General features: G+C 67.8%; 19 protein-coding genes. 5 read left to right on the forward strand and 14 right to left on the reverse strand.

Features of this window, described 5'->3' with window-relative positions:
* Window positions 1-218: 218 nt before the first annotated feature.
* Window positions 219-3,641, reverse strand: a complete 3,423-nt coding sequence (locus ACOHX0_RS01420) for an indolepyruvate ferredoxin oxidoreductase family protein (RefSeq protein WP_420674836.1) — start codon at window positions 3,639-3,641, stop codon at window positions 219-221.
* A 147-nt stretch (window positions 3,642-3,788) separates the two neighbouring features.
* Between ACOHX0_RS01420 and ACOHX0_RS01425 the strand changes: the two genes are divergently transcribed.
* Window positions 3,789-4,250: an Lrp/AsnC family transcriptional regulator gene (locus ACOHX0_RS01425; protein WP_420674837.1), complete on the forward strand. Its 462-nt coding sequence runs from the start codon at window positions 3,789-3,791 to the stop codon at window positions 4,248-4,250.
* Between the two features lie 157 nt (window positions 4,251-4,407).
* On the opposite strand, the gene ACOHX0_RS01430 is transcribed toward ACOHX0_RS01425, so the two are convergent.
* On the reverse strand, window positions 4,408-4,800 hold the full coding sequence (locus tag ACOHX0_RS01430; protein ID WP_420674838.1) for a DUF3307 domain-containing protein: 393 nt from the start codon (window positions 4,798-4,800) through the stop codon (window positions 4,408-4,410).
* Window positions 4,801-4,951: 151 nt separating this feature from the next.
* Here ACOHX0_RS01430 and ACOHX0_RS01435 point away from each other — a divergent pair, with 151 nt between their 5' ends.
* Window positions 4,952-8,002, forward strand: coding sequence for a cyclic nucleotide-binding domain-containing protein (locus tag ACOHX0_RS01435; protein WP_420674839.1), 3,051 nt, complete (start codon window positions 4,952-4,954; stop codon window positions 8,000-8,002).
* Between the two features lie 60 nt (window positions 8,003-8,062).
* Window positions 8,063-8,911, forward strand: coding sequence for a fumarylacetoacetate hydrolase family protein (locus tag ACOHX0_RS01440; protein ID WP_420674840.1), 849 nt, complete (start codon window positions 8,063-8,065; stop codon window positions 8,909-8,911).
* 821 nt (window positions 8,912-9,732) lie between these two features.
* Here the strand turns inward: ACOHX0_RS01440 and ACOHX0_RS01445 are convergent.
* From ACOHX0_RS01445 to ACOHX0_RS01485, 9 genes are all read right to left on the reverse strand, one after another.
* Window positions 9,733-10,965 (reverse strand): mandelate racemase/muconate lactonizing enzyme family protein, encoded by a 1,233-nt coding sequence (locus ACOHX0_RS01445; protein ID WP_420674841.1) that lies wholly within the window; start codon window positions 10,963-10,965, stop codon window positions 9,733-9,735.
* Between the two features lie 3 nt (window positions 10,966-10,968).
* Window positions 10,969-11,337: a hypothetical protein gene (locus ACOHX0_RS01450; RefSeq protein ID WP_420674843.1), complete on the reverse strand. Its 369-nt coding sequence runs from the start codon at window positions 11,335-11,337 to the stop codon at window positions 10,969-10,971.
* A gap of 3 nt (window positions 11,338-11,340) precedes the next feature.
* Window positions 11,341-12,450 (reverse strand): Zn-dependent alcohol dehydrogenase, encoded by a 1,110-nt coding sequence (locus ACOHX0_RS01455; protein WP_420674844.1) that lies wholly within the window; start codon window positions 12,448-12,450, stop codon window positions 11,341-11,343.
* A 117-nt stretch (window positions 12,451-12,567) separates the two neighbouring features.
* Window positions 12,568-13,911, reverse strand: a complete 1,344-nt coding sequence (locus ACOHX0_RS01460; protein WP_420674845.1) for a class-II fumarase/aspartase family protein — start codon at window positions 13,909-13,911, stop codon at window positions 12,568-12,570.
* On the reverse strand, window positions 13,911-14,621 hold the full coding sequence (locus ACOHX0_RS01465; RefSeq protein ID WP_420674846.1) for an alpha/beta fold hydrolase: 711 nt from the start codon (window positions 14,619-14,621) through the stop codon (window positions 13,911-13,913). Before ACOHX0_RS01465 ends, ACOHX0_RS01460 begins: the two co-directional genes overlap by 1 nt.
* Entirely contained in the window at window positions 14,614-15,405 is a 792-nt protein-coding gene (pcaD, locus tag ACOHX0_RS01470) for a 3-oxoadipate enol-lactonase (RefSeq protein WP_420674847.1), read from the reverse strand. Before pcaD ends, ACOHX0_RS01465 begins: the two co-directional genes overlap by 8 nt.
* Before the next feature lie 158 nt (window positions 15,406-15,563).
* Window positions 15,564-16,541 carry a threonine ammonia-lyase gene (locus ACOHX0_RS01475; protein WP_420674848.1) on the reverse strand — a complete coding sequence of 326 codons (978 nt, stop codon included), beginning with the start codon at window positions 16,539-16,541 and terminating at the stop codon, window positions 15,564-15,566.
* The gene (locus tag ACOHX0_RS01480; RefSeq protein WP_420674849.1) at window positions 16,538-17,380 is read right to left on the reverse strand and encodes an alpha/beta fold hydrolase; all 843 of its coding nucleotides are present in this window, start codon (window positions 17,378-17,380) and stop codon (window positions 16,538-16,540) included. Before ACOHX0_RS01480 ends, ACOHX0_RS01475 begins: the two co-directional genes overlap by 4 nt.
* A 7-nt stretch (window positions 17,381-17,387) precedes the next feature.
* Window positions 17,388-18,074, reverse strand: coding sequence for a haloacid dehalogenase type II (locus ACOHX0_RS01485; RefSeq protein WP_420674850.1), 687 nt, complete (start codon window positions 18,072-18,074; stop codon window positions 17,388-17,390).
* A 245-nt stretch (window positions 18,075-18,319) separates the two neighbouring features.
* Here ACOHX0_RS01485 and ACOHX0_RS01490 point away from each other — a divergent pair, with 245 nt between their 5' ends.
* Both ACOHX0_RS01490 and ACOHX0_RS01495 read left to right on the forward strand, forming a co-directional pair.
* The gene (locus tag ACOHX0_RS01490) at window positions 18,320-18,748 is read left to right on the forward strand and encodes an FKBP-type peptidyl-prolyl cis-trans isomerase (RefSeq protein ID WP_420674851.1); all 429 of its coding nucleotides are present in this window, start codon (window positions 18,320-18,322) and stop codon (window positions 18,746-18,748) included.
* Window positions 18,749-19,123: 375 nt separating this feature from the next.
* Window positions 19,124-19,927: an AAC(3) family N-acetyltransferase gene (locus ACOHX0_RS01495; protein ID WP_420674852.1), complete on the forward strand. Its 804-nt coding sequence runs from the start codon at window positions 19,124-19,126 to the stop codon at window positions 19,925-19,927.
* A 265-nt stretch (window positions 19,928-20,192) separates the two neighbouring features.
* Here ACOHX0_RS01495 and ACOHX0_RS01500 read toward each other — a convergent pair whose 3' ends face one another.
* From ACOHX0_RS01500 to fabA, 3 genes are read right to left on the reverse strand one after another with little or no spacing between them, the layout of a single operon-like run.
* Window positions 20,193-20,984, reverse strand: a complete 792-nt coding sequence (locus ACOHX0_RS01500; RefSeq protein WP_420674853.1) for an enoyl-ACP reductase FabI — start codon at window positions 20,982-20,984, stop codon at window positions 20,193-20,195.
* A gap of 7 nt (window positions 20,985-20,991) precedes the next feature.
* Window positions 20,992-22,221, reverse strand: coding sequence for a beta-ketoacyl-ACP synthase I (gene fabB, locus ACOHX0_RS01505; RefSeq protein WP_420674854.1), 1,230 nt, complete (start codon window positions 22,219-22,221; stop codon window positions 20,992-20,994).
* Window positions 22,222-22,276: 55 nt separating this feature from the next.
* Window positions 22,277-22,786, reverse strand: a complete 510-nt coding sequence (gene fabA, locus ACOHX0_RS01510) for a bifunctional 3-hydroxydecanoyl-ACP dehydratase/trans-2-decenoyl-ACP isomerase (RefSeq protein WP_420674855.1) — start codon at window positions 22,784-22,786, stop codon at window positions 22,277-22,279.
* Between the last annotated feature and the right edge of the window lie 165 nt (window positions 22,787-22,951).

A 22,951-nucleotide genomic window follows, 5' to 3' on the forward strand; every position in this document is an offset into this window, starting at 1 on the left:
GGAGGCGATCCCAACGGAAATGGCTGGCAATTTATGTCCGCCAAGTCCGTACGACTTTTCGAGGTACCGCCCAGCCGCAGCCAAATCGCCACCGCGTGGGGGCGCGGCGGCGATGCGCGGCGGCCTTCGCCCTTGTTCCGCGCCGGGGGCAGTCCGTAGCGGGCAAAAAGAGGGGCCGCGTGCTGCGGCCCCTGAATAAGCGCTTGCTCTGTCTATGCTCAGATCGCGGAGAGCTGCGTCCCGGCCTCAGCCCGCACCTTGCGCGCCGCTTCCAGCCGCACCGGGCCGTAGCCGCGGATCTCCATCGGCGCTTTCAGAACCGCCAGGCAGGCGTCGTGCTTCTGGGCGCTGTAACCCTTGGCGACCTTCTCCAGCGCGGCCTCGTACCAGGCCAGCAGGTCGCGGTGCAGCCGCGCTTCCTCGTGGTAGCCGAAGATGTTGAAGGCGCTGCCGCGCAGGCGCTTGCCCTTCGCCATCAGGTTCAGCGCCGGACGCAGCCAGGCCCCGAAGGCGCGTTTCTTCGGCCGCCCTCGGGCGTCCTTCTTCCAGTTCAGGAGCGGCGGGGCGAGGTGGTATTTCACCGTGAAATCGCCCTCGAACTCGTGGTCGATCTGATGCGCAAAGGCCGCGCTGGTGAGCAGCCGGGCGACTTCGTACTCGTCCTTGTAGGCCATCAGCTTGAACAGCGAGCGCGCGGCGGCCGCGGTCAGCTCCTCTTGCGCCGGGCCGGGCAGCGCCTTGCGGAACCGCTCCAGTGCGGCGGTGTAACGCTCGGAATAATCCATGTCCTGATAGCCGGTGAGGAAGGTGGCGCGGCGGCCGATCAGCGCGTCCAGCGTCTCGGTCTTCTCCGGCTCCTCCTCGTAGAACTCCGCCACCAGTTTCGGGTCGGCCGCCATCGCGCGGCCGACGGCAAAGGCCAGCCGGTTCTTTTCGATCGCCACTCCATTGAGCTCGATCGCCTGATCGAGCGCGCCCGCGCTCACCGGCACCAGCCCCTTCTGCCAGGCAAAGCCCAGCATCATCACGTTGGCCAGCACCGCATCGCCCATCAGCGTCTCCGCCGCCTCGTTGGCGTTGAAACCCGAGAGGTTCTCCGCCCCGACCGCTTCGGCGATGGTCTTCTCGCGCACGCCGGCCATCAGGTCGGCATCGCGGCGCAGCACCAAATCGCCCGTGGGCATCTCGGCCCGGTTCAGAACCACCTTGGTGCCGTGGTGGTAGTGGACAGAAGCCTTTGGCGCCGAGCTCACCACCACGTCGCAGCCGATCACCGCATCCGCGGCGGCCTCGCCGATGCGGACCTGGTTGAGGCTCTCGGGGCTGGCCGACAGGCGGATGTAGCTGAGCACAGTGCCGAACTTCTGCGCAAAGCCGGTGAAGTCCAGCACGCTCGACCCCTTGCCCTCCAGATGAGCTGCCATGGTGATCAGCGCACCCACAGTGACGACCCCGGTGCCGCCGACGCCGGTGACCAGCAGATCGAAGGGCTCCTTCAGCGACGGCAGCTCGGGCGCGGGCAGCTTGGCGGTCAGTTTCGCCGCATCCAGCCCCGCCCGCTGCGTCTTGCGCCGCGTGGCGCCCTCGACGGTGACGAAGCTGGGGCAGAAGCCGTTCAGGCAGGAGAAATCCTTGTTGCAGGTCGACAGGTTGATCTTGCGCTTGCGGCCGAAGGGCGTCTCTTTCGGTTCCACGCTCAGGCAGTTGGATTCCACCGAGCAGTCGCCGCAGCCCTCGCAGACCAGCTCGTTGATGAAGGCAAAGCGCTTCGGGTCCTCCATCTTGCCGCGCTTGCGGCGGCGGCGCTTCTCGGTGGCGCAGGTCTGCTCGTAGATCAGCACCGAGACGCCCTCCACCTCGCGCAGCTCCCGCTGCACCGTGTCCAGATCGGCGCGGTCGTGGAAGCTGGTGCCGGAGGGGAACTCGCTGCGGCGGAACTTGCCGATCTCGTCGGAGACCAGCGCGATCCGCTCCACCCCCTCGGCGCGGCAGGTCTGGGCGATGCCATGCACCGAAACGGGGCCGTCCACCGGCTGGCCGCCGGTCATCGCCACCGCATCGTTGTAGAGGATCTTGTAGGTGATGTGGGTGCCCGCCGCGACCGCCTGCCGGATCGCCAATGACCCGGAGTGATACCAGGTGCCCTCGCCGAGGTTCTGGAACACATGCTTGCCGCCGTTGAACTGCGAGGCCGCGGTCCAGGGCACGCCTTCGCCGCCCATCTGCGCATAGCCTGCGGTCTCCCGGTCCATCCAGCTTGCCATCACGTGGCAGCCGATGCCGGAAAACGCCTTGGAGCCCTCGGGCAGCTTGGTCGAGGTGTTATGCGGGCAGCCCGAGCAGAAATAGGGCGTGCGGGTGGCACCGGGCACGTTCAGCACCTTGGGCGGCGCTGCGGACAGCGCCGCTGCCTTGGCGGGCAGGTTTTCCTCCGGGAAGAACTTGTCCAGCCGCGCCGCCACGATGGGCGCGAGCAGCAGCGGGCTCAGCTCGCCGGTCCAGGGGATCAGCGGAGCGCCCTGGCTGTCGTATTTGCCCACCATCTTCTCCGGCTTGCTGCCGGGCCAGTCGTAGAAGTTCTCCTTGAACTGGCTCTCGATGATGCCGCGCTTTTCTTCGACGACCAGCACTTCCTGCTTGCCCTTCACGAATTTCAGCGCATCGGAGCGGTCCAGCGGCCAGACCATGCCGACCTTGTAAATGTCGATCTTCAGGCGGCGGCAGGCGGCCTCGTCCAGGCCCAGCAGGCGCAGCGCCTCCATCAGGTCGAGATGCCCCTTGCCGGTGGAGACGAAGCCGAAGCGCGCGTCCTTGATGTCATAGATCCGCTTGTCGATCGGGTTTGCCTCGGCAAAGGCGCGCACGGCGTCCAGCTTGGCCTGGATGCGGGTCTCGATCTCGGGCGAGGGCAGGTCGGCGCGGCGGATATGCAGCCCGCCCGGATACTCCGGCAGCTTGGGATAGATGAATTCACGGTCCGGCTGCAATTCAACCGAGCGCGCGCTTTCCACGGTTTCCGACACCGCCTTGAAGCCGACCCAGGTGCCGGAGTAGCGCGACAGCGCAAAGGCGTATTCGCCAAAGGCCAGGTATTCCGACACATCGGCCGGGTTCAGCACCGGCATGAACCAGGACATGAAGGCGACGTCGGACTGATGCGGCATCGAGGAGCTGACGCAACCGTGGTCATCGCCCGCCACCACCAGCACGCCGCCCCTCCTGGAGGACCCATAAGCGTTGCCGTGCTTCAGCGCATCGCCGGAGCGGTCGACGCCCGGGCCCTTGCCGTACCACATGGAAAACACGCCCTCGACCTCGCAATGCGGGTCCAGCACGGCCTGCTGCGCCCCCAGAACGGCGGTGGCGCCCAGATCCTCGTTCACCGCGGGCATGAACTTGATGCGGTTCTCCTGCATCCGTTTTTCCGCCCGCCAGAATTCCAGGTCCACGCCGCCCAGCGGCGAGCCGCGGTAGCCGGAGACGAAGCCCGCGGTGTTCAGTCCGGCCTCGCGGTCGCGGCGGGCCTGGTCCAGCATGATGCGGGCCAGCGCTTGGGTGCCGGTCAGGAACACCCGGCCCGTGGTCATCTCGTAACGGTCGTCCAGCTTGTAGCTGCGGAAATCGTGGCTCAGCTCGGTCATCGCGAAGGACTCCTTGCGCGCTATCTCGGGTTTTCGGAAAGATAATCCCCCGGCGCTGGAAATAATTGCCCCATTTTGCTGGCGTACTGGCGGTTTGTGGCTAGTTTATCCGATGCATGCTCCTCAATCGGAAAAAACACCCGCAAAATGAACCTCGACGACCGCGACCGCCGCATTCTCGCCCTCCTGCAGGAGGACTGCCGCATCACCAATGCCGAGCTGGCCGAGGCCGCGGGCATGTCGCCCTCGGCCCTGTGGCGCCGGGTGCGCGCGCTCGAAGACGCGGGCGTCATCCGCCGCTACAGCGCGGTGGTGGACCCGGCCGAGCTGGGTCTGCAGTTCCACGCCATCGTGCATGTGCACCTGACCCGGCACGACCCGGACAAGCTGGTGGAGTTCATCCGCGCGGTGGAAAACAGCCCGCTGGTGCAGGACTGCTACGCCACCACCGGCCAGGCCGACTATCACCTGCGGGTGCTGGCCCCCGATCTCGAGGCCTACAACCGTTTCCTCGAAGGCTTTTTGTTCCGCCTGCCTGCCGTCGCCAGCGCCCAGACCAACGTGGTCCTGCGCAGCATCAAGCACGGCAGCCCGCTGGTGCCCTGGTAATGCGCCTGCGGCGCATGCCTCCGGCGGGAGTATTTTTGGCAAGATGACAGAGCAGCGCCCGCTTTGTCATCTTGCTTGAAATACTCCGGGGGTTTGGGGGCTGGCCCCCAATTGAGGTTGCGTTTGGGGGCTGGCCCCCAAAAAGGCCTGCGGCAGGTCACATGGCCGCGAAACGCACCCAGGCGGCTGCCATCGCGAGATAGGTGAACTGGTGCAGCGCCTGGTCGGCGCCCATCGCCTGCCAGAACATCGCCTGTTGCGGCGTGAGCTTCTTCATCTCCGAATAGCGCGCCTTTCCGAAGTCGATGTGGAAATGTGCCACCCATTCCAAGACCGCCAGCACCAGGATGAACAAAACCGGCGCGCCGAACAGCGCAAAGACCAGCGCCGAGCCGATCACATGCACGCCCGCGTGCTGGGCGCGCCCGGCGTGGGCATAGCGGCAGCGCCCCGACAGCATCTTCGGTGTTTGCAGAAAGAAGTCGGCAAACATGTGCTTGATCTGCAGAAGGCAGAGCAGGAGCAGGACGGATCCGACGTATTCGGGCAAACCTTGTGACCTCCGGAGCGGCAGTTTGCTGGAACCTTACGGATTTTTGCCGGTGTGGCAAATGCTCCGCCCCGCCGGTGCCGCAACGGGACACGCAACGCACAAGGGGTCCGCGCGGGCCATTGCCTGTCATGGGCAAAGCGCGCTACCCATGGGGCAGCCCGACCCGCAGCTGCCAGACTGGAGCTTTCCCATAGAACGCTCGCTGTTCCGTTTCATCTGGAAATACTCCAAACGCGACCAGCTGGTCCTGCTGGTGGTGACCGCCTGCCTGTTCCCGCTCTTGTATCTGACGCTGGAGCTGCCCAAGCGCATCATCAACGATGCCATCGGCGCCGAGAGCGACGTGATCACCGTGCTCGGCTACAGCTTCGACCAGCTCACCTTCCTGTGGCTCCTGTGCGGCGCCTTCCTGGTCTCGGTTCTGTGCCACGGGCTGCTGAAGATGCGCATCAACACCATGAAGGGGGTGCTGGCGGAGCGCATGCTGCGCCGCTTCCGCTATCAGCTGATCGGCCGGGTCATCCGCTTCCCGCAGCCCTATTTCGAGCGCGTGAGCCAGGGTGAACTGGTCGCCATGATCACTTCCGAATCCGAGCCGATGGGCGGGCTGATGGGCGATATGGTGAGCCAGCCGGTGCTGCAGGCCGGTCAGATGCTGACCATCCTGTTCTTCCTGTTCATGCAGAATATCTGGTTCGGCCTCGCGGCGATTGCGCTGATCCCCTTGCAGGGCTGGCTGATTCCGATGCTGCAGCGCCAGATCAACCAGCTCAACAAGGTGCGGATCAAGGAGGTGCGGGTGCTGGCGACCGAAATCGGCGAGAGCGCGGCCGGCGCCTCCACCCTGCGCACCAACGGCGGCTGGCGCTACCGGATGGCGGTAATCACCGAGCGGCTGGGGCGGCTCTATGACATCCGCTTCCAGATCTACCAGAAAAAATTCTTCATGAAGTTTCTCAACAACTTCATCACCCAGCTGACGCCCTTCTTCTTCTACGCGGTGGGCGGCTACCTGGTGCTGCGGGGCCAGGTCTCGCTGGGGGCGCTGGTGGCGGCGCTGGCGGCCTACAAGGACCTTGCCGCTCCTTGGAAGGAGCTGCTGACCTACTACAACCAGACCCAGGACATGTCGCTGCGCTGGGACGTGATCCTGGAGCGGTTCGCGCCGCCCGGCATGGTGGACGAGGCGCGGATGCAGGGCGAGCCGGAGGAGATGCTGCGCCTCAAGGGCGACATCGAGCTCAACGACGTCTCGGTGCGCGACGGCGACGGCAACCTGGTGCTGGAAAACCTCACCGCGGCCTTCCCGGCCGGCAAGGTGATCGGCATCGCGGCGCCTTCGGAAGAGGACCGCCGCGCCTTGGCCGAACTTCTGACCCGCGAAACCCTGCCCGCAGCCGGCGATGTGACCATCGCGGGGCATGACATCCGCAGCCTGCACCAGAGCGTGCTGGCCGCGCGCATCGGCCATGCCAGCTCGCGCCCGGTGCTGTTCCAGGGTTCCTTCGGCGACAACGTGATGATGCCGGTCCGCACAAGACCGCAGGGGGAGGGCAGCGACGTGCCGCGGATTCAGGCGGCGAAGCTGGCAGGCAACAGCCCGGATCCCTATGACGCGCCCTGGCTCGACCCCGGGATTGCCGGGTTCGAGAGCGAGGCGGAGCTGCGCGCCTGGTGGCTCAAGCTGGTGGAGGGGATCGGCTCCGATACCGCGCTGTTCCGCCGCGCGGTGGAGCAGCATTTTGACCCCGCCGACCACGCCGAACTGGCCGAGCGGCTGGTGGAGCTGCGCCCCGCCATGCAGGAAGCGGTGCGCGAGGCCGGGCTGGAGGCCTATGTGCATTTCCTCGACCCCGGCAGCTACAACCCGGCGCTGCCGGTGGCGGAGAACCTCTTGTTTGCCGCCTCGCGCACCGCGCTTACCGAGGAGGTGATCCGCGAGCAGGAGGAGTTCCTCGACCGCCTGAAGGAACTGGGGCTCGACCAGGCACTGATCGCGCTGACCCGCGACGTGGTGGAGATGCTGCGCCAGATCTTCGGCATCGACGGCACCGGCCACCCGCTGTTCCGCAAGCTGGGCCTGGAAGTGATCGCTTATGAAAACGCCCTGGCGCTGGTCGAGAAGACCGGCTCGGGCGACGCTGCCACGCTCACCCGCGAGGAAATGGCGCAGCTCCTGGTGGTGCCCTTCACGATCTCCGCCGAACAAATCGGCCCCGCCTTCGAGGACAGCATGAAGGAGCGCATCCTCGGCTTCCGCCGCGACCATGCGCCGGGGCTTCTGAAGACGCTGAGCGGAGTGTTCGAACCCTTCGATCAGGACAGTTTCGCGCCCGGGCTGACGGTGCTGGAAAACGCGCTCTTCGGCAAGCTGTCGGACACCGCCGGGGCCAAGGCGGACGATGTGCGCTCGCTGGTTTCCGACCTGATGATCCGCGAGGGGTTGCGCGGCCAGGTGGTGGAGCTGATCTTCGAGCTGCCGGTGGCGGTGGGCGGCCAGGGGCTGCCTGCGAGCTTTGCCGAGCCGCTGGCCTTCTCCCGCGCGACCATCAAGCGGCCGGATATCCTGATCCTCGATACCGCGATGGCGAGCTACGACCTGGAAACCCGGATCGCGGTGCACAAGAACCTGCGCAAGCTCTTGCCCGACACCATGCTGATCTACCTCGGCTCCAGCTTCCAGGACCCGGATGTGTTCGACGCCTTCTTCGAGCTGCGCCAGGGGCGGCTGGTGAGCGGCGAGGGCGAGGCGGCCGCGGCGGCGGATGGGGCAGCCAGCCAGGACCTCGCGCGCAAGCTCAGGGCGCTGGAGCAGACCGAGCTGTTCTCGGGCTTGAACCGGCGCCAGCTGCGGCTGCTCGCGTTTGGCGCGCGCTGGTACAAGGCCGGGGCCGGCAAGGTGGTGTTCCGCAAGGACGATGCCGCCACCGACGGCGCCTATATGATCCTCAAGGGCGAGGCCGGGCTCTACTTGCCGCAGGAAGGGCAGGAGGACAGGCTGATCGCCACGGTTGGTCCGGGCCGCCTGGTGGGCGAGCTGGGCCTGATCCGGCAGGAGCCGCGCTCGCTCAGCATGGTGGCGGCAAGCGACCTCAGCTGCCTGCGCATCGGCGAGGAGGAATTCCTCGCTGTGGTCGAAAATGACGCCTCCACCGCCTTCAAGCTGTTGCAGGTGGTGGCGGGCTATGTGTCGACCTGATCCGGGAGCAGGTTCCATCGTGCAAGCAAGCAAAACCAGACACCAACAGGGAAAAGTGACATGAAACTGCTGCGATACCGCGCCAGGGACGGGGTGCGCCCCGGGCTGCTGGATGCCTCGGGCGCGCTGCGCGATCTCTCCGCGCACGTCGCCGATATCACCGGCGCCACGCTGGACGATGCCACGCTGGCAAGACTGGCCGCACTCGACCCGGAGACGCTGCCCCGGGCCGCGGGGACTCCCAGCCTGGCGCCCTGCGTCGGCAGCCCGGGCAAGTTCCTCGGCATCGGCCTCAACTACTCCGACCACGCCGCCGAGGCCGGCATGGCGGTGCCGGAGCACCCGATCCTGTTCCTGAAGGCGACGTCCTCGATCGCAGGGCCGGATGACGACGTGGTGCTGCCGCGCGGTTCGGTTGCGGCGGACTGGGAGGTGGAGCTGGGCGTGGTGATCGGCCGCGCCGCCAAATACGTCTCCGAGGCGGAAGCGCTGGAGCATGTGGCGGGCTACTGCGTGATCAACGACGTGTCAGAGCGCGACTTCCAGACCAAGCTCACCGGGCAATGGACCAAGGGCAAGAGCTGCGACACCTTCGGCCCCATCGGCCCCTGGCTCGTCACCCGCGATGCGGTGCCGGACCCGCAAGCGCTGCGGCTTACCTGCGACGTGAACGGGGAGCGGCGGCAGACCGGATCGACCAGCACCATGGTGTTCACCGTGGCGCAGATCATCTCGCATCTGAGCCAGCTGATGACGCTGCACCCGGGCGACGTGATCGCCACCGGCACGCCGCCGGGGGTGGGTATGGGAATGAAGCCGGAGCCGGTCTACCTCAAGCCCGGCGACGTGATGCGCCTGGAGATCGAGGGCCTCGGCGTGCAGACCCAGACGGTGCGCGCCGAAGACTGAAACGGCGCATGTGCAGGCGGCAGGGGGGAGGCTCCCGCCCGCGCCCCGGCAATCGAAGATAGCCCCGCCGCGGTTGGGCCGTGCGCCGCGCCGGAGGCGGCTGGCCGAGGCGCGCCTGCGCCGGCTGCAGCTTTTGCGGCGCAGGCTTCGCCGCGGGAAAACCGGCCGCGTCCATTCCAGACCATTTGCAGTTCGGGGTGCTAATGGCTGGCAGATGTCCTGCGGAAAGGAGGTCGGCCGGGCCGGAGAAGTCCGCGGAGCTCTGATGCGGCGCCATGGCGCCCCCCTCAGATTGTTCACTTGGGTAACCGGCGCAGCAAAAAAATGGCGATGCGCGGCGGCCTGCGCCGGGGAGCAACAATACCGGGACAACAACGCCCGTGCGGATCTGCGATTTCCGGCCGCCCGGCTCATTTCCAGCCGCCCGGCTCCATGCAAACCGCACCGGCCTGAAGCGGCCGGCTTCCCCCGCGCCAGCCCCCGTGCCGGGCGGCGCCTTGGCGCGTTGGCGACGACGCACTGTCCTCCGCTACAAGTCCGGAGCAGCTTGTCCGGGCAAACAGCGGCCGGAACACTCCCGCCCGCGTCCCGGCAATGCAAGATTGCCATGCCGCGGTTGGGCCGGGCGCCGCGCCCTGGCGCGGCGCCCGGCCCAAGGCCGCCAGCGGTGCACTGGCAAGGCCAGTGGATCGCGCGGGCGCGGGAGCCTCCCGCTGCTGTCATGCCGCACTGGCCTGCCGGGACCGGGAGGCCAGGTTTCGCGCTGCACCCGGGCGCAGCCAGACGGAGCGGGGCCGCGCGGGCCGTGGCAGTCAGGCCCGTCAGTCCGCCAGAAGGGGCGCACCGCCGGTGAAGGCGTTACCGCCTGCGTAGTCGCAGGGGGCCTCCTGCATGTTGAGGTGCAGGTCCTGGCCTTTGAAGGGATGCGCGCGGGCCAGGTCTTCGTCCACCTCGATGCCAAGGCCCGGGGCCTCAGGCGGGGTGACGAAGCCCTTTTCGACCCGGATCGAGCCCTTGATGAGCTGGTCGTGGAACGGCGTTTCGATGGATTCCAGCAACAGGATGTTGGGGATCGAAGCGGCGAGGTGAATGTTCGCCGCCCATTCCACCGGCCCGGCATAGAGATGCGGCGCCACTTGCGCGTTGAAGACCTCGGCGATGGCGGCCACCTTCTTCATCTCCCAGATGCCGCCCGCGCGGCCCAGGGCAGGCTGCAGGATTTCCGCCGCGCCTGCGCGCAGAACCGCGGCGAACTCGGACTTGGTGGTCAGGCGCTCGCCCGTCGCCACCGGAATACGGACGCTGCGGGCCACACGGGCCATGTCCTCGATATTGTCGGGCGGCGTGGGCTCTTCGAACCAGAGCGGCGAGTATGGCTCCAGCGCCTGGCCCAGCCGGATCGCGCCCGCGGTGCTGAACTGGCCGTGGGTGCCGAAGAGGAGGTCTGCGCGGTCGCCCGCCGCCTCCCGGATCGCCTTGCAAAAGGCGACCGACTGGGTGATGTCCGACATCGCGGGCATATGGCCGCCGCGCAGCGTGTAGGGGCCTGCCGGGTCGAACTTCAGCGCGGTGAAGCCTTCGCTCACCTTCTGCGCTGCCGCCTCCGCCGCCATTTCGGGGGAGTTCCAGAAGGCGGTGATATCATGCTGCGGCAGCGGGTAGAGGTAGGTGTAGGCGCGGATTCGCTCGTTCATCCGCCCGCCGATCAGCGCGTGCACCGGGCGGTTCCGGTCCTTGCCCAGAATGTCCCAGCAGGCGATCTCCAGCCCCGAAAACGCGCCCATGACGGTGAGATCCGGGCGCTGAGTGAAGCCCGAGGAATAGGCGCGGCGGAACATCAGCTCGATGTTTTCCGGGTTCTCCCCCGCCATGTGGCGCTCGAAGACGTCGCGGATCACATGAGTCATCGCCTCAGGACCTACCGAGGCGCCATAACATTCGCCCCAGCCGGTGATGCCGGTGTCGGTGGTCACCTTCACCAGGATCCAGTAGCGCCCGCCCCAGCCCGGCGCCGGCGGCGCGGTGACGATGACGTCGAGGTCTTGCAGTTTCATGGGCTATCGCTCCGTTGCCGCGTCGAACACGGCCAGTTCCTTGTTGATTTCCTCGACCGCCGGCTGCGGGGCAAAGAAAGTGACGTCGGCCTCGCCGCCGCCTTCCATCATCACCTCGATCTCGAAATGCGCGGGCGCGCCGCCGAAAGCGCCGTCGATGCGCCAGCGGCGGCTCTCTTGCGAGCCGAGCCCGGGCAGGACGGCAGCCACCGCTTCCGCCAGCCCTTCGGGCAGGCCGAAGCGGGGATTGTTGGCCAGCCGGGTCAGGAAGGGGCCGATCTCTTCCGTGGCGAAAAGCATCGACGTGTCCGAGCTGGCCGAGGCGGGTTTCACCGCCTCCGGTTTGAAAAGATCGAGCAGGAAGCGCAGCATGGCTCAGGCCCCCTTGGCGTCCGGTCCGGCGAACAGGATCACGTTGCGCCGGGCGGCGCCGGTCTTGGTGTCGGCGATCGCCTCGTTGATCTGTTCGAGGCGCCAGCGGCCGGAGATCAGCTCGTCCAGTTTCAGGCGGCCCTGCTGGTAGAGGTCGACCATCCAGGGAATGTCGCGCTGGATTACCACGTCGCCCATCTTGGAGCCGATCAGCCCCTGGCCCGCGGCCGCCAGCACCACAGGTTCATAGCTGGCCTTGGCGCCGGAGTGCGGCATTCCGATCATCACGGCGCGGCCGCCGCGGGCGAGGTAGCGCGGCGCCTGCTCATAGGCCGGGATGGCGCCGACGGTCACAAGCACCGCATCGGCACCGCGGCCGTCCAGAGCCTTTTGCGCCGCCTTCCAGGGCTTTTCTTCCGAGGCCAGCACCCCATGGGTGGCGCCGAATTCGCGCGCGGCCTCCAGCTTCTCCGCGCTCATGTCGACGGCGACGATGCGGCGGGCACCGGCGATGCGGGCGCCCTGGATTGCATTGAGCCCGACGCCGCCCGCTCCGATCACCACTACGTCCTGACCGGGGCGCACCCCGGCGGCATTGACCGCGGCGCCGACGCCGGTGATCACCCCGCAGGAGATCAGCGCGGCGGCGTCCTTGGCCATATCCGCGGGGATCTTCACGATCTGGCGCTGGTCCACCACGACCTTCTCGGCAAAGGCGCCGCAGGCCATCGCCTGCTCCAGCAGGCCTCCGTCCGCGGTGCGCAGCGGGCAATTCACGCCATCATAAGGCGTTTCGCAGATCACCGGCCGGCCGGAGGCGCAGGAGGGGCAGCTGCCGCAGCTGCGGATCAGGGTGACCACGACGCTGTCGCCCCCGGCGAAGCCCTGCACGCCCGCGCCAAGGCCGGTGACGACGCCCGCGGCCTCGTGCCCGTAGACGGCCGGCAGATGCCCGCCCCAGGCGCCCTCGGCAAAGGAGATGTCGCTGTGGCAGATCGCCACCGCGTCCAGCGTCACCTCGACCTCACCGGTTCCGGGCGGGGCCAATTGTACTTCTTCGATCTCCAGCGGAGCCCCGAACGCGCGGCAGACGGCCGCCTTGATGGTCTGCATGAACACCTCCCTGTTTCACGGCAGGGTGGCGCGGCGGGCGCGCGGCCGCAAGCAGGAAACCGGCGCAAGTGCGGCGCTTTCCTGCAACTCAGTGCTGGCTGCCTCCGGCGGGGCGGCTCAGCCGCCGCCGGTTGCGAGCTGCTGTGCCCGGGCGGCGAAAGCCTGCGCCTCCTGCGGCGCCAGCCCCAGCTGCCGGGCAGGGTCGAAGAGGGCGTCCGTGTCGAGATCCGGATGGACCTGCTGCGTCAGCTCCTTCAATGAGGCGCCGGTGGCGGCGGCCTCCCGGCAGAGGCGCTTGACCTCGGCCTGCGCGTCGGGGCGCGGCATGGCGGCGGCGAGGGCAAAGCTCAGGGCCTCGGCATGGATCAGACCGTGCTGACTGTCGAGCGCGGCCGCCATGGCCGCAGGGCGCGGTTGCAGATCTGCGCATAGCTTGCGCGCCGCGCGGGCGGCGGCGGCGGCTCCCAGCACGATCTGCGGCAGGCACATCCATTCGGTGAACCAGGCCGCCCCGTCGCGCTGGTGCTGCTGCATCGCCGCGCCCTGCAACGTGGCCATCAGCCCTGCGCCCTGCCGCGCCAGCGCCGTGAGCGTCGCAGGGACAACCGGGTTCTGCTTCTGCGGCATGGTGGAAGACGCCCCCGCGCCGCCCAGCGAGATTTCCCCGATGCCGGTCTGTGCAAGAAGGGTGCAGTCCTCGCCCAGCTTGCCAAGCGCCAGCCCCGCGCGCACCAGCCAGTCCGCGATGCGCAAGACAGCCGTGCGGTCGGTGTGCCAGCTGCGGCCCGGATCGGAGAGCGCCAGCCCCTTGGCCAGCGCAGCGCGCAGCTCCGCCGCCTTCGGTCCCAGAGCTCCGGAGGTCCCGGCGGCACCGGAGAGCGACACCAAGAGGCAGGATGTGCGCAGGGCGGGCAACTCCTGCAAGAGCGCGAGCAGGGGCGCGCCCCAGCCCGCAGCAACCGCGCCAAAGCTGGTGGGGGTGGCGTGCTGGCCGTAGGTGCGGCCGGGCATCGGCAGGCTGGCGTGGGACTCGGCCAGCACTCCTAGCGCGCCCGCCGTGGCGGTGAGATCACCCTCCACCAGAGTGAGCGCCTGGCGCAGACGCAGCATCAGCGCGCTGTCCATGATGTCCTGCGAGGTGGCGCCCCAATGCACGTACTGCGCATGTTCCGGCGCGTTCATCTCGGCGCGCAGGGCGGCCACCAGCCCCGGCACCGGCACCCCGTTCTGCGTCCCGGGTGCCTTCAGCACACCGGGATCGATGGCAACTTCCATCACCGCCCGGCCGATCGCCGCGGCGCTCTCCTGCGGGATCACCCCGGCGGCCCCTTGCGCTTTCGCCAGCGCCCCCTCGACCAGCAGCATGGCACGCAGTTCGGCTCCGTCGGAGAACAGCCGCCCCGCCTCGCCGCAATCGAAGAGGCCGCCATAAAGCTGGCTGTCGAAAAGTGATCCTGCCATCAGAGGTCCTTCACTATCTGTGTGATCAGCGCGGCCAGCCCCTCCGGGTCCGCGAAGAAAGGGGAATGCGACGCGCGGAAGTCATGCACCATATGGGGCGGCAGCCCAGCCGCCATCTGCGCCTGGTATCCGGGCGGGATCACCCGGTCTTGCACGCAGCGGATATAAGCCTTGGGCACGCTGGCAAAACTTGTGCCAAGCGTGATGGGCGTATCCTGCGGGCGGATTGGCTGCGGGCAAATGTGCTCCAGCGCATAGGCCGCGGTCTCCGGCGGGCAGTCGTGGTAGAACAGCTCCGGCGCAGTCTCCGGCCGGAAGCTGTAGGCGGTGGCGGCAGGGTTCTTCTCCGTCGCGCCGCCGAGGGTCTGCTGCGGGCCTGCCTTGCGCATGCCGATCAGCGACGTCCCGTCCTTCGGCACATAGGCGCAGAGGTAGATCAGCCCGCGCATCGCGCCCGGGTCCAGCTCGGCCGCGGCGGAGACCGGGAAGCCGCCCCAGGAATGGCCGAGCACGATGGTCTGAGGCGTGGAGGCCGCGCGCACCGCCTCGGCGGTTTCGGCCAGCGTGACAGAGGCCGGATCGCGCCCGTCCCCGTGACCGGGCAGGTCGATGGCGCGGGCGCTCAAGCCACGCGCCGCCAGCGCCGGGATCAGGTCGCGCCAGCACCAGGCGCCGTGGCAGGAGCCGTGAATCAGAAGCAGGTCAGCCAATGTGCCCGGTCTCCTTCAGGAACTGGGTGAGCCGGGCCGCAAACACCTCCGGCTGCTCAACGCAGGGCAGGTGGCCTGCCCGGCGGATCAGGTGGAACTGGCTGCCCGGGATCAGCTCGGCGGTCTCGCGCACGAGATCGGCGGGCGTGGCGCCATCCTCGCTGCCTGCGATGGCGAGGCAGGGCAAGCGCAGACCGCTGGTGGGCGTGTAGAAATCGGTGCCCGCGATGGCGGCGCAGCAGCCGGCATAGCCCGCAGGCGGCTGGCGCAGGAGCATGTTGCGCCAGAGCGTCAGTTCAGGCCGTTCCAGGAAGGCACGGGAGAACCAGCGCCGCATCACCGCATCGGCCAGCGCCTCCATGCCGCCTTCCTGCACCTGGGCAATGCGCTCCTGCCACATCGCAGGCGTGCCGATCTTGGCGGCGGTGTTGGAGAGCACCAGCGCCCGCACCTGGTCGAGCCGCTTAACCGCCAGCCCTTGCGCGATCATGCCGCCGATCGAGAGCCCTGCGAAGACGCAGTCGCGCACCGCTAAGCGGTCCAGCAAACGCTCCGCATCCCGCACCAGCGCGCCCATGGAATAGGGCGCGGGCGGACAGTCGGAGAGCCCATGGCCGCGCAGGTCATAGCGGATGATGCGCAGGCCCGGGGGCAGCGCCGCCACCACCGCGTCCCAGATGCGCAGATCGGTGCCGAGCGAGTTGGCAAAGACCAGCGGCGCGCCCTTGGGGTCACCGTCGATACGGTAGTGGAGAAGGACATCGCCCAGGTCTGCGATCTGCATGAATGGCCTCGCTGATTTGCTTTGGCGCGCACTCTACCCGCGCTGCCGCCGGGAGGCAAAGCCTGCGGCCGGCCGCAGGCGGGGCCAATTTTCTTCAAGTAAGAAAATTGGCCGGAAAAATTCTCAATTTTCCGGCGCCGGATCGCGGACGTGGGGGATCAGAGGGGGCGGGAGAGCGCTTCGGAAAACAGCGCGGGATCGACGTTGCCGCCGGTGGCCACCGCGAGCACCGCCTCGCCCTCGAAGGCGTCGGGATGAAACAGCGCCGCCGCCAGCGCCACCGCACCGCCCGGTTCCAGCACGATCTTCAGCCGCAGAAACGCGAGCGCCACCGCGCGCATGGCTTCCTCGTCGCTCACCGCCAGCCCCGGTCCGCAGAGCCGCTGCAGCACCGGGAAGGTCAAATCGCCCGGCGCGGGCGTGAGGATCGCGTCGCAGATCGAGCCGGAAGGCTGCGCGTTCCGGCGGATCTCCCCCGCCGCCAGCGAACGCGCCGCATCGTCGAAGCCCTGAGGTTCGGCGGGGCGCACCCGCAGGCCGGGCGCGTGCGCCTCCAGGGCCAGCGCCACCCCGGCCGAGAGCCCGCCGCCGCCGCAGCAGATCGCGACATCGCCGGTCGTGACGCCTTCGGCCGCGGCCTGGGCGGCGATCTCCAGCCCGGTAGTTCCCTGGCCCGCGATCACCTCCGCATCGTCATAGGGTTTGATCAGCGTCAGCCCGCGCGCCTCGCCGTGCTCTGCGCCCACCGCCTCGCGGCTCTCGCCGCCAGCGCGGTCGTAAAGCACCACTTCGGCCCCCAGCGCGCGGGTGTTTTCGATCTTCAGCCGCGGTGCGTCTTTCGGCATCACAATGACCGCAGGCGCGCCATGCGCCCGCGCCGCCGCGGCGACGCCTTGGGCGTGGTTGCCGCTGGAATAGGCGATCACCCCGCGCGCCCGCGCCTCAGGGCTGAGTGCAGAGACCGCCGCCCAGCCGCCGCGGAACTTGAACGACCCCGTGTGCTGCAGGCATTCCGCCTTGACCAGCACCCGGCGGCCCGCGATCGCGTCCAGGAAGGGCGAGGACAGGAGCGGGGTCTGCCGGGCATGGCCCTTGAGCCGCTTTGCGGCGGCTTCGATCATGGCTAGCGAGGTCATCGGGCGGTTTCCAATACAGAACGGATGAGGGCGAGGGCTTCGGGTTCGTCCAGGAAGGGCACATGACCGCGGCGCGGCACCTCGGCAGCCTTCAGAGCGGGCAGGCGGCGCTGCATTTCGGCGAAGGTCCCGGGGTCGAGGATGTCGGAATTGGCCCCGCGCAGCGCGCCGCAGGGCAGGCCGGAAAGCGCCTCGAACAGCGGCCAGAGGTCCGGCGGCGGCCCGGCCTCAGCCTGGGCCAGAAGCGCGTCGCGCAACTTTGGATCATAGCGCAGGGCGAGCCCGTCCGGGTTCTCGTCGTAGAAGGCCTGCGCCTCCTCCAGCCAGCGCGCCGGGGCTACGTCCGGGAAGGCCGGAGTCATCAGCGCCTGCAGCGTGGCGGCGGCCTGGGCGTGGGTCTTCGCCGCGGGCTTGCGGCCGACGTATTCGATGATGCGGGCGATGCCTCCGGGGGCGATCACCGGCCCCACATCGTTCAGCACCACTGCCGAGAGCCGGGCCTTCGCGGTGGCGGCCAGGGTCATCGCCACCAGCCCGCCACGCGAGGTGCCGAGGACAGCGGCCTGCGCGAGGTCCAGGTGGTCCAATAGCTCCACCGCATCCTGCGCCTCGCGCAGCACATTGTAGGTGAGGAAATCCTCGGCGTATTGGGACGCACCGCGGCCGCGGGCGTCCAGGGTGATCAGCCGGCAGCCCTTCGCGTGCGGTGCGAAATAGCGGAAATCGCGGCTGTCGCGGGTGAGCCCCGCAAGGCAGAGGAGCGGCTGGGCATCCCCGCCCGCTGCCCCGCTGTCGGTATAGAACAGCCGCAGCCCGTCCGAGGTCTGAAAATAGGGCATGCCGTGCTTATCCCTGTGCAAGGTCCGGAATGGCGGTGAGATCCTTGAGCACATGCTGAGGGCGCCAGGGCAGGCGGTCGACCGGCTCCTGCGCCCGGTTCACCCAGGCGGTGGTGAATCCGTAGCCGGTGGCGCCTGCCGCATCCCAGCCGTTGGAGGAGACGAACAGCACCTGCTCCGGCGCGCAGCCAAAGCGCTGGCCGACCAGGTCATAGACCCGCGAGTCCGGCTTGAAGATGCCGACGCTTTCCACCGAGAGCACATCGTCCAAAAGATCGCCGATCCCGGCCGACTGCACTGCGCCGTCGAGCATGGCGGGCGAGCCGTTCGACAGGATCGCGGTGTTGAGCCCGGCCTGTTTCAGGCTGCTCAGCATCTGCGGCACCTCGGGGAAGGCCTCCAGCTGCCAGTAAAGGTCCAGCAGCCGCTGGCGCAGGGCGGCGTCTCCGTCCAGCCCTTCGGCTTCCAGCGCCCAGTCGAGCCCCTCCTGCGTGACCTGCCAGAAATCCGCATGGGCGCCGGTGATCGCGCGCAGCCAGGTGTATTGCAGCTGCTTCAGCCGCCAATACGAAGACAGCGCCTGCCAGCGGCCGAGCGCGGCGGCAAACTGCGGTTCGGCGGCGGCTTGGCGGGCGGCGGCGGCAACGTCGAACAGCGTGCCGTAGGCATCGAAGATGCAGGTGGTGATGGGCATGCGCGGTATCCTCCCTGTCCAGCGTGTCTGGCGTGTCCGGTCGTTTCGGCGCCTGGGGTGCTGGCGCGGTTCTCCCCGCGGCAGGCTAAGCGAAAACCGCGCGCGGGCGCCAGCGGCAATCCGCGCCTGCGTGCGGCAGTGGAAATCCGCGCCTGCGGGCGCTGGGGGCAATCGGGTTTACATCCGGGCCATGTTCTATAGGCTGCACCGTTTCTGAACCCGAAGCAAAACCGATTGGAGGTCTTATGACCGGGGTAAAAAACGGCGATACCGTGCGCATCCACTACACGGGCAAACTGACGGACGGCACCGTCTTTGACAGCTCCGAAGGGCGCGATCCGCTGGAATTCACCGTTGGTTCCGGCCAAGTGATCGCGGGCATGGACGCCGGGCTGCAGGGCATGGAGCCTGGCGAGAAGAAGACGCTCAGCATCGATTGCGCCGACGCCTACGGCCCGGCCGATCCGAACGCGCGCCAGGCCATCCCGCGTGAAGGCATCCCGGCCGAGATCCCGCTGGAAATCGGCACCCAGCTGCAGATGCAGAGCCCTGAGGGCCAGGTGCTGCCGGTCACCGTGGCCGAAGTCACTGAAGAGACCGTGACGCTGGACGCCAACCACTTCCTGGCGGGCAAAGACCTGGTTTTCGACATCGAGCTGGTCTCGGTCGCCTGAAACGGTCCGCGGGCCGGTCCCGCCTTTGCCGCCGCGCAATCCCTGGGGAGGCGCGGCCAGAGCGGGATGGCGCGGCGCGCAAAAAAAGGCGGCGGGGTGCTGCCGCCCGGCGGACGGCGCCCTCCCGCCGGAGGCCGCCGCCGCCCGTTGGGCCGGGCAGCGCGGCAAGCCGCGGTCCGGTCCGGTGAGGCGCTGCCGGTCAGCGGCGCGGGCGTTGCCTTTGGGTGGCCGGTTGGCAATGAAGGCGCTGAAGCGCTGCCCTTTGTCCTTGCTCCTCTTGAGGCGGGAGCCCTTCCCCGCGCAGGGCGAGCCGTAATTTCTGCCACCCCCTCGAGACGGTTGCGGTGGCCGGATGGTCCTGCGACACTCTTTTGGATGACGCTCCAGATCCTCTCCGCTGACAGCCTTGCGCGCGACCTTCGGGCCATGGGTATCTCGCCTGGGGACGGGCTGTTCGTTCATGCCTCGGCGCGGGCGATCGGCCCGGCGGCCGGTGGCGCGCGCAGCATCATCAAGGCTTTGCTGGATTCGGTTGGGCAAAACGGCCTAGTCGGAATGCCAGCCTTTTCGCTGGACGCATATTTTCCGTCTCACGTCGAAGCAGATACTCTCTCCACCGGTGAGATCGCCGCCATCGAACGCGCCGTCCCGGGCTTTGATCCCCTGCGGTCCCCGGCCTCCGGCATGGGAATCATTGCAGAGACGTTCCGGACCTGGCCGGGGACCGTGCGCAGCGGGCATCCGGCGGTATCCGTCTGTCTGAACGGCAGAGATGCGCAGTCGTACGCGGCGCCCCATTCCCTGGCCTGGGCCACAGGACAGGAGACGCCGCTCGGCCGCCTGGCGCACCGGAAGAATATGAAGCTTCTGCTGATCGGCGTGGGGTGGAATAGGTGCTCGGCGCTGCACACCGCCGAAACCCTTGCGCGGTACCGGCGGACCAAACTGCGCCGGTTCAAGACTGGTCCCGGCAGCGCGGAATGGATCGAGACACCGGATGTGGCCGACGATCTGGGGCGGCTCTTTCCTGCGGCCGGCGCGGCCTTTGAGGCCACCGGGCAAGTCGCCAGCGGAACCCTGGGGCAGGCGGTCTGCAAGATCTGCCCTCTTGGGGCATTGGTGGCCTTCGCGTCCGGCTGGATCAGTGACGCCAACAGGGACAGCGGTGATCGCCACTGACTGCCGGGGCGCGCTGGCACGGCCCGGCAAGGCCGTAAGCAAGAGGGCGCGCGGAGCCCCCGCCATTTGCAGTGCGTGGAGCAGCCGGACGATCGGCCCGCGCGGGCCGGCAATGCGCGGTCTTTCTCGGTTCTTGAGAATTCCGATAAGGATTGGGTGCTGCCATCGCGTTGAGTTCGAAGGATCTTCCCGCCCGCCGCCCCCGGGCACAGAAAAGGGAGCCCGAAGGCGCCCTTTCGAAACGGTGCGATTCAGCGGCGGACGCTCAGAGATGCTCCTGCTGCGGCATGCCCAGCACGTGGAAGCCGCCGTCGACGCGGATAACCTCGCCTGTGGTGCAGCGGCCGGCGTCGGAGGCAAGGTAGACCGCGGTGCCGCCCACGGCTTCGAGCGTTGCGTTGTCGCGCAGCGGCGCGTTCTGGGCGGTGTGCTTGAAGGTCTTGCGCGCGCCGCCAATCGCCGCGCCCGCCAGGGTCTTCATCGGCCCGGGCGAGATCGCGTTCACCCGGATGCCGTCGGGGCCGAGGTCGTTGGCGAGGTAGCGGGTCGCCGATTCCAGCGCCGCCTTGGCCACGCCCATCACGTTGTAGTTCGGCACCACCCGGTTCGAGCCCTGGTAGGTCAGCGTCATCAGGCTGCCGCCCTTCTCCTGCATCAGCGGGTAGGCGCGGCGCGCCACGTCGATGAAGGAATAGGCCGAGATGTCCATGGAGTTCTTGAAGTTGGCGCGGGAGGTGTTGAGGAACCGCCCGGTCAGCTCGGACTTGTCGGAATAGGCAATAGCGTGCACCACAAAGTCGATGCTGTCCCAGCGCGCCGCGAGCTCACCAAAGGCGGTGTCGAGCGAGGCATCGTCAGTCACGTCCGCGTCCACCATGAAGTCGGAGCCGACGCTGGCGGCAAGCGGTTCCAGCCGTTTGCCGAAAGCCTCGCCCTGGTAGGTGAAGGCCAGCTCGGCGCCCGCCTCATGCATCGCCTTGGCGATGCCCCAGGCGATGGAGCGGTCGTTGGCGACACCCATGATCAGGCCGCGCTTTCCGGTGAGAATTCCAGCCATTCCGGCGTTACCCCTTGTACTTGCTCAAAACCATCGAGCCATTGGTGCCGCCAAAGCCGAAACTGTTGGTCATCACCGAATCGAGACCGGCGTTCTCCACCAGCCCGGTTGCGATTTCGCCGGGCTCGATGCCTTCGGCGAGGGTGTCGACGTTGATCGACGGTGCGATGAAATCCTGATCCAGCATCAGCAGGCAGAAGATCGCCTCCAGCGCGCCGGCCGCGCCCTGGGCATGGCCTGTCATCGACTTGGTCGACGACACCGGCGGCACCTGACCGGTGCCGAAGACGCGGCGCGCGGCCTCGATCTCACCCACGTCGCCGACGGGCGTCGAGGTGCCATGCGCGTTGATGTAGCTGACCTTGCGGCTTTCGGGCACGGTCTGCAGCGCCAGGCGCATCGCGCGCTCGCCGCCTTCGCCCGAGGGCGCCACCATGTCGTGCCCGTCCGAGGTCGCGGCAAAGCCGGTCACTTCGGCATAGATCTTGGCACCGCGCGCCAAGGCGTGCTCCAGATCCTCCAGCACCACGATGCCGCCGCCGCCGGAGATCACGAAACCGTCGCGGTCCTGGTCGAAGGCGCGGGAGGCCTTCTCCGGCGTGTCATTGTACTTCGAGGACATCGCGCCCATGGCGTCGAACAGGCAGGAGAGGGTCCAGTCCAGCTCCTCGCCGCCGCCGGCAAACATCACGTCCTGCTTGCCCATCATGATCTGTTCCGCAGCATTGCCGATGCAGTGCAGCGAGGTCGAGCAGGCCGAGGTGATCGAGTAGTTAATGCCCTTGATCTTGAAGGCGGTCGCAAGGTTCGCCGAGATCGTGGAGGACATGCATTTCGGCACCGCGAAGGGTCCGATACGCTTGGTCGCGCCGGTTTTCAGCACCACCTGATGCGCTGCCAGCATGGCGCTGGTGGACGGCCCGCCGGAGCCTGCCACCAGGCCGGTGCGCTCGTTCACCACTTGGTCCTCGCCAAGGCCCGCATCCGCAATTGCCTGGCTCATCGCGATATGCGCATAGGCCGCACCCGGCCCCATGAAGCGCAGGGTCCGTTTGTCCACGTGCTGGGCCACGTCGATCTTGAGGGTGCCGGCCACCTGGCTGCGGAAGCCGTGCTCCGCCATTTCCGGGCTGGCCTCGATGCCGGATCTGCCGGCTTTCAGAGAGGCGAGAACCTCTTCGGCATTGTTCCCGATGGAGGAGACGATCCCCAATCCGGTGACGACGACGCGACGCATGTGCGCTCTCCTGTTTCCTGAAATGTGAATGCGGCGGCGGCCTGTCAGCTTACGGTCAGTTTTCCGACAGCGCCACTTTCATGTCCTTGACCTGGTAGATCACCTCACCGTCCGCTTCCACGATGCCATCGGCCACACCCATGGTCAGGCGGCGGGTCTGCACGGCCTTGGTGAAGTTGACCCGGTAGGTCAGCATCTTGCGGTCCGGGCGCACCATGCCGGTGAGCTTCACTTCGCCCACGCCAAGCGCATAGCCGCGCCCCTGCCAGCCGCGCCAGCCGAGGTTGAAGCCGGTCAGCTGCCACAACCCGTCGAGGCCGAGGCAGCCGGGCATGATCGGGTTGCCGGGGAAGTGGCAGTCGAAGAACCACAGGTCCGGCTTGATGTCGAATTCCGCGATCACGTGGCCTTTGCCGTGCTCGCCGCCATCCCCGCTGATATCGGTGATGCGGTCCATCATCAGCATCGGCGGCTCGGGCAGCTGGGCGTTGCCGGGTCCGAACAGCTCGCCCCTCGCGCATTTCAGCAAATCGTCTTTGTCAAAGCTGCTCGGGTAGTCGGCCATTCGGGCGCATCTCCTGCTGGGGTCCGGTGCGGATACGGGGATCCGGAGTGATTATCTGGTTCCCTGTAACACCCGGTCCGAGGGTCCTGCAAGGGCAGGTGGCGCTGGTTGCAGCACTGAGTGTGCCATAGCTGCGAATGAATTTCATTTGAAAATCCGGGCCCG

The organism is Cribrihabitans pelagius (assembly GCF_048820915.1).
Lineage (GTDB): Bacteria > Pseudomonadota > Alphaproteobacteria > Rhodobacterales > Rhodobacteraceae > Cribrihabitans_A > Cribrihabitans_A pelagius.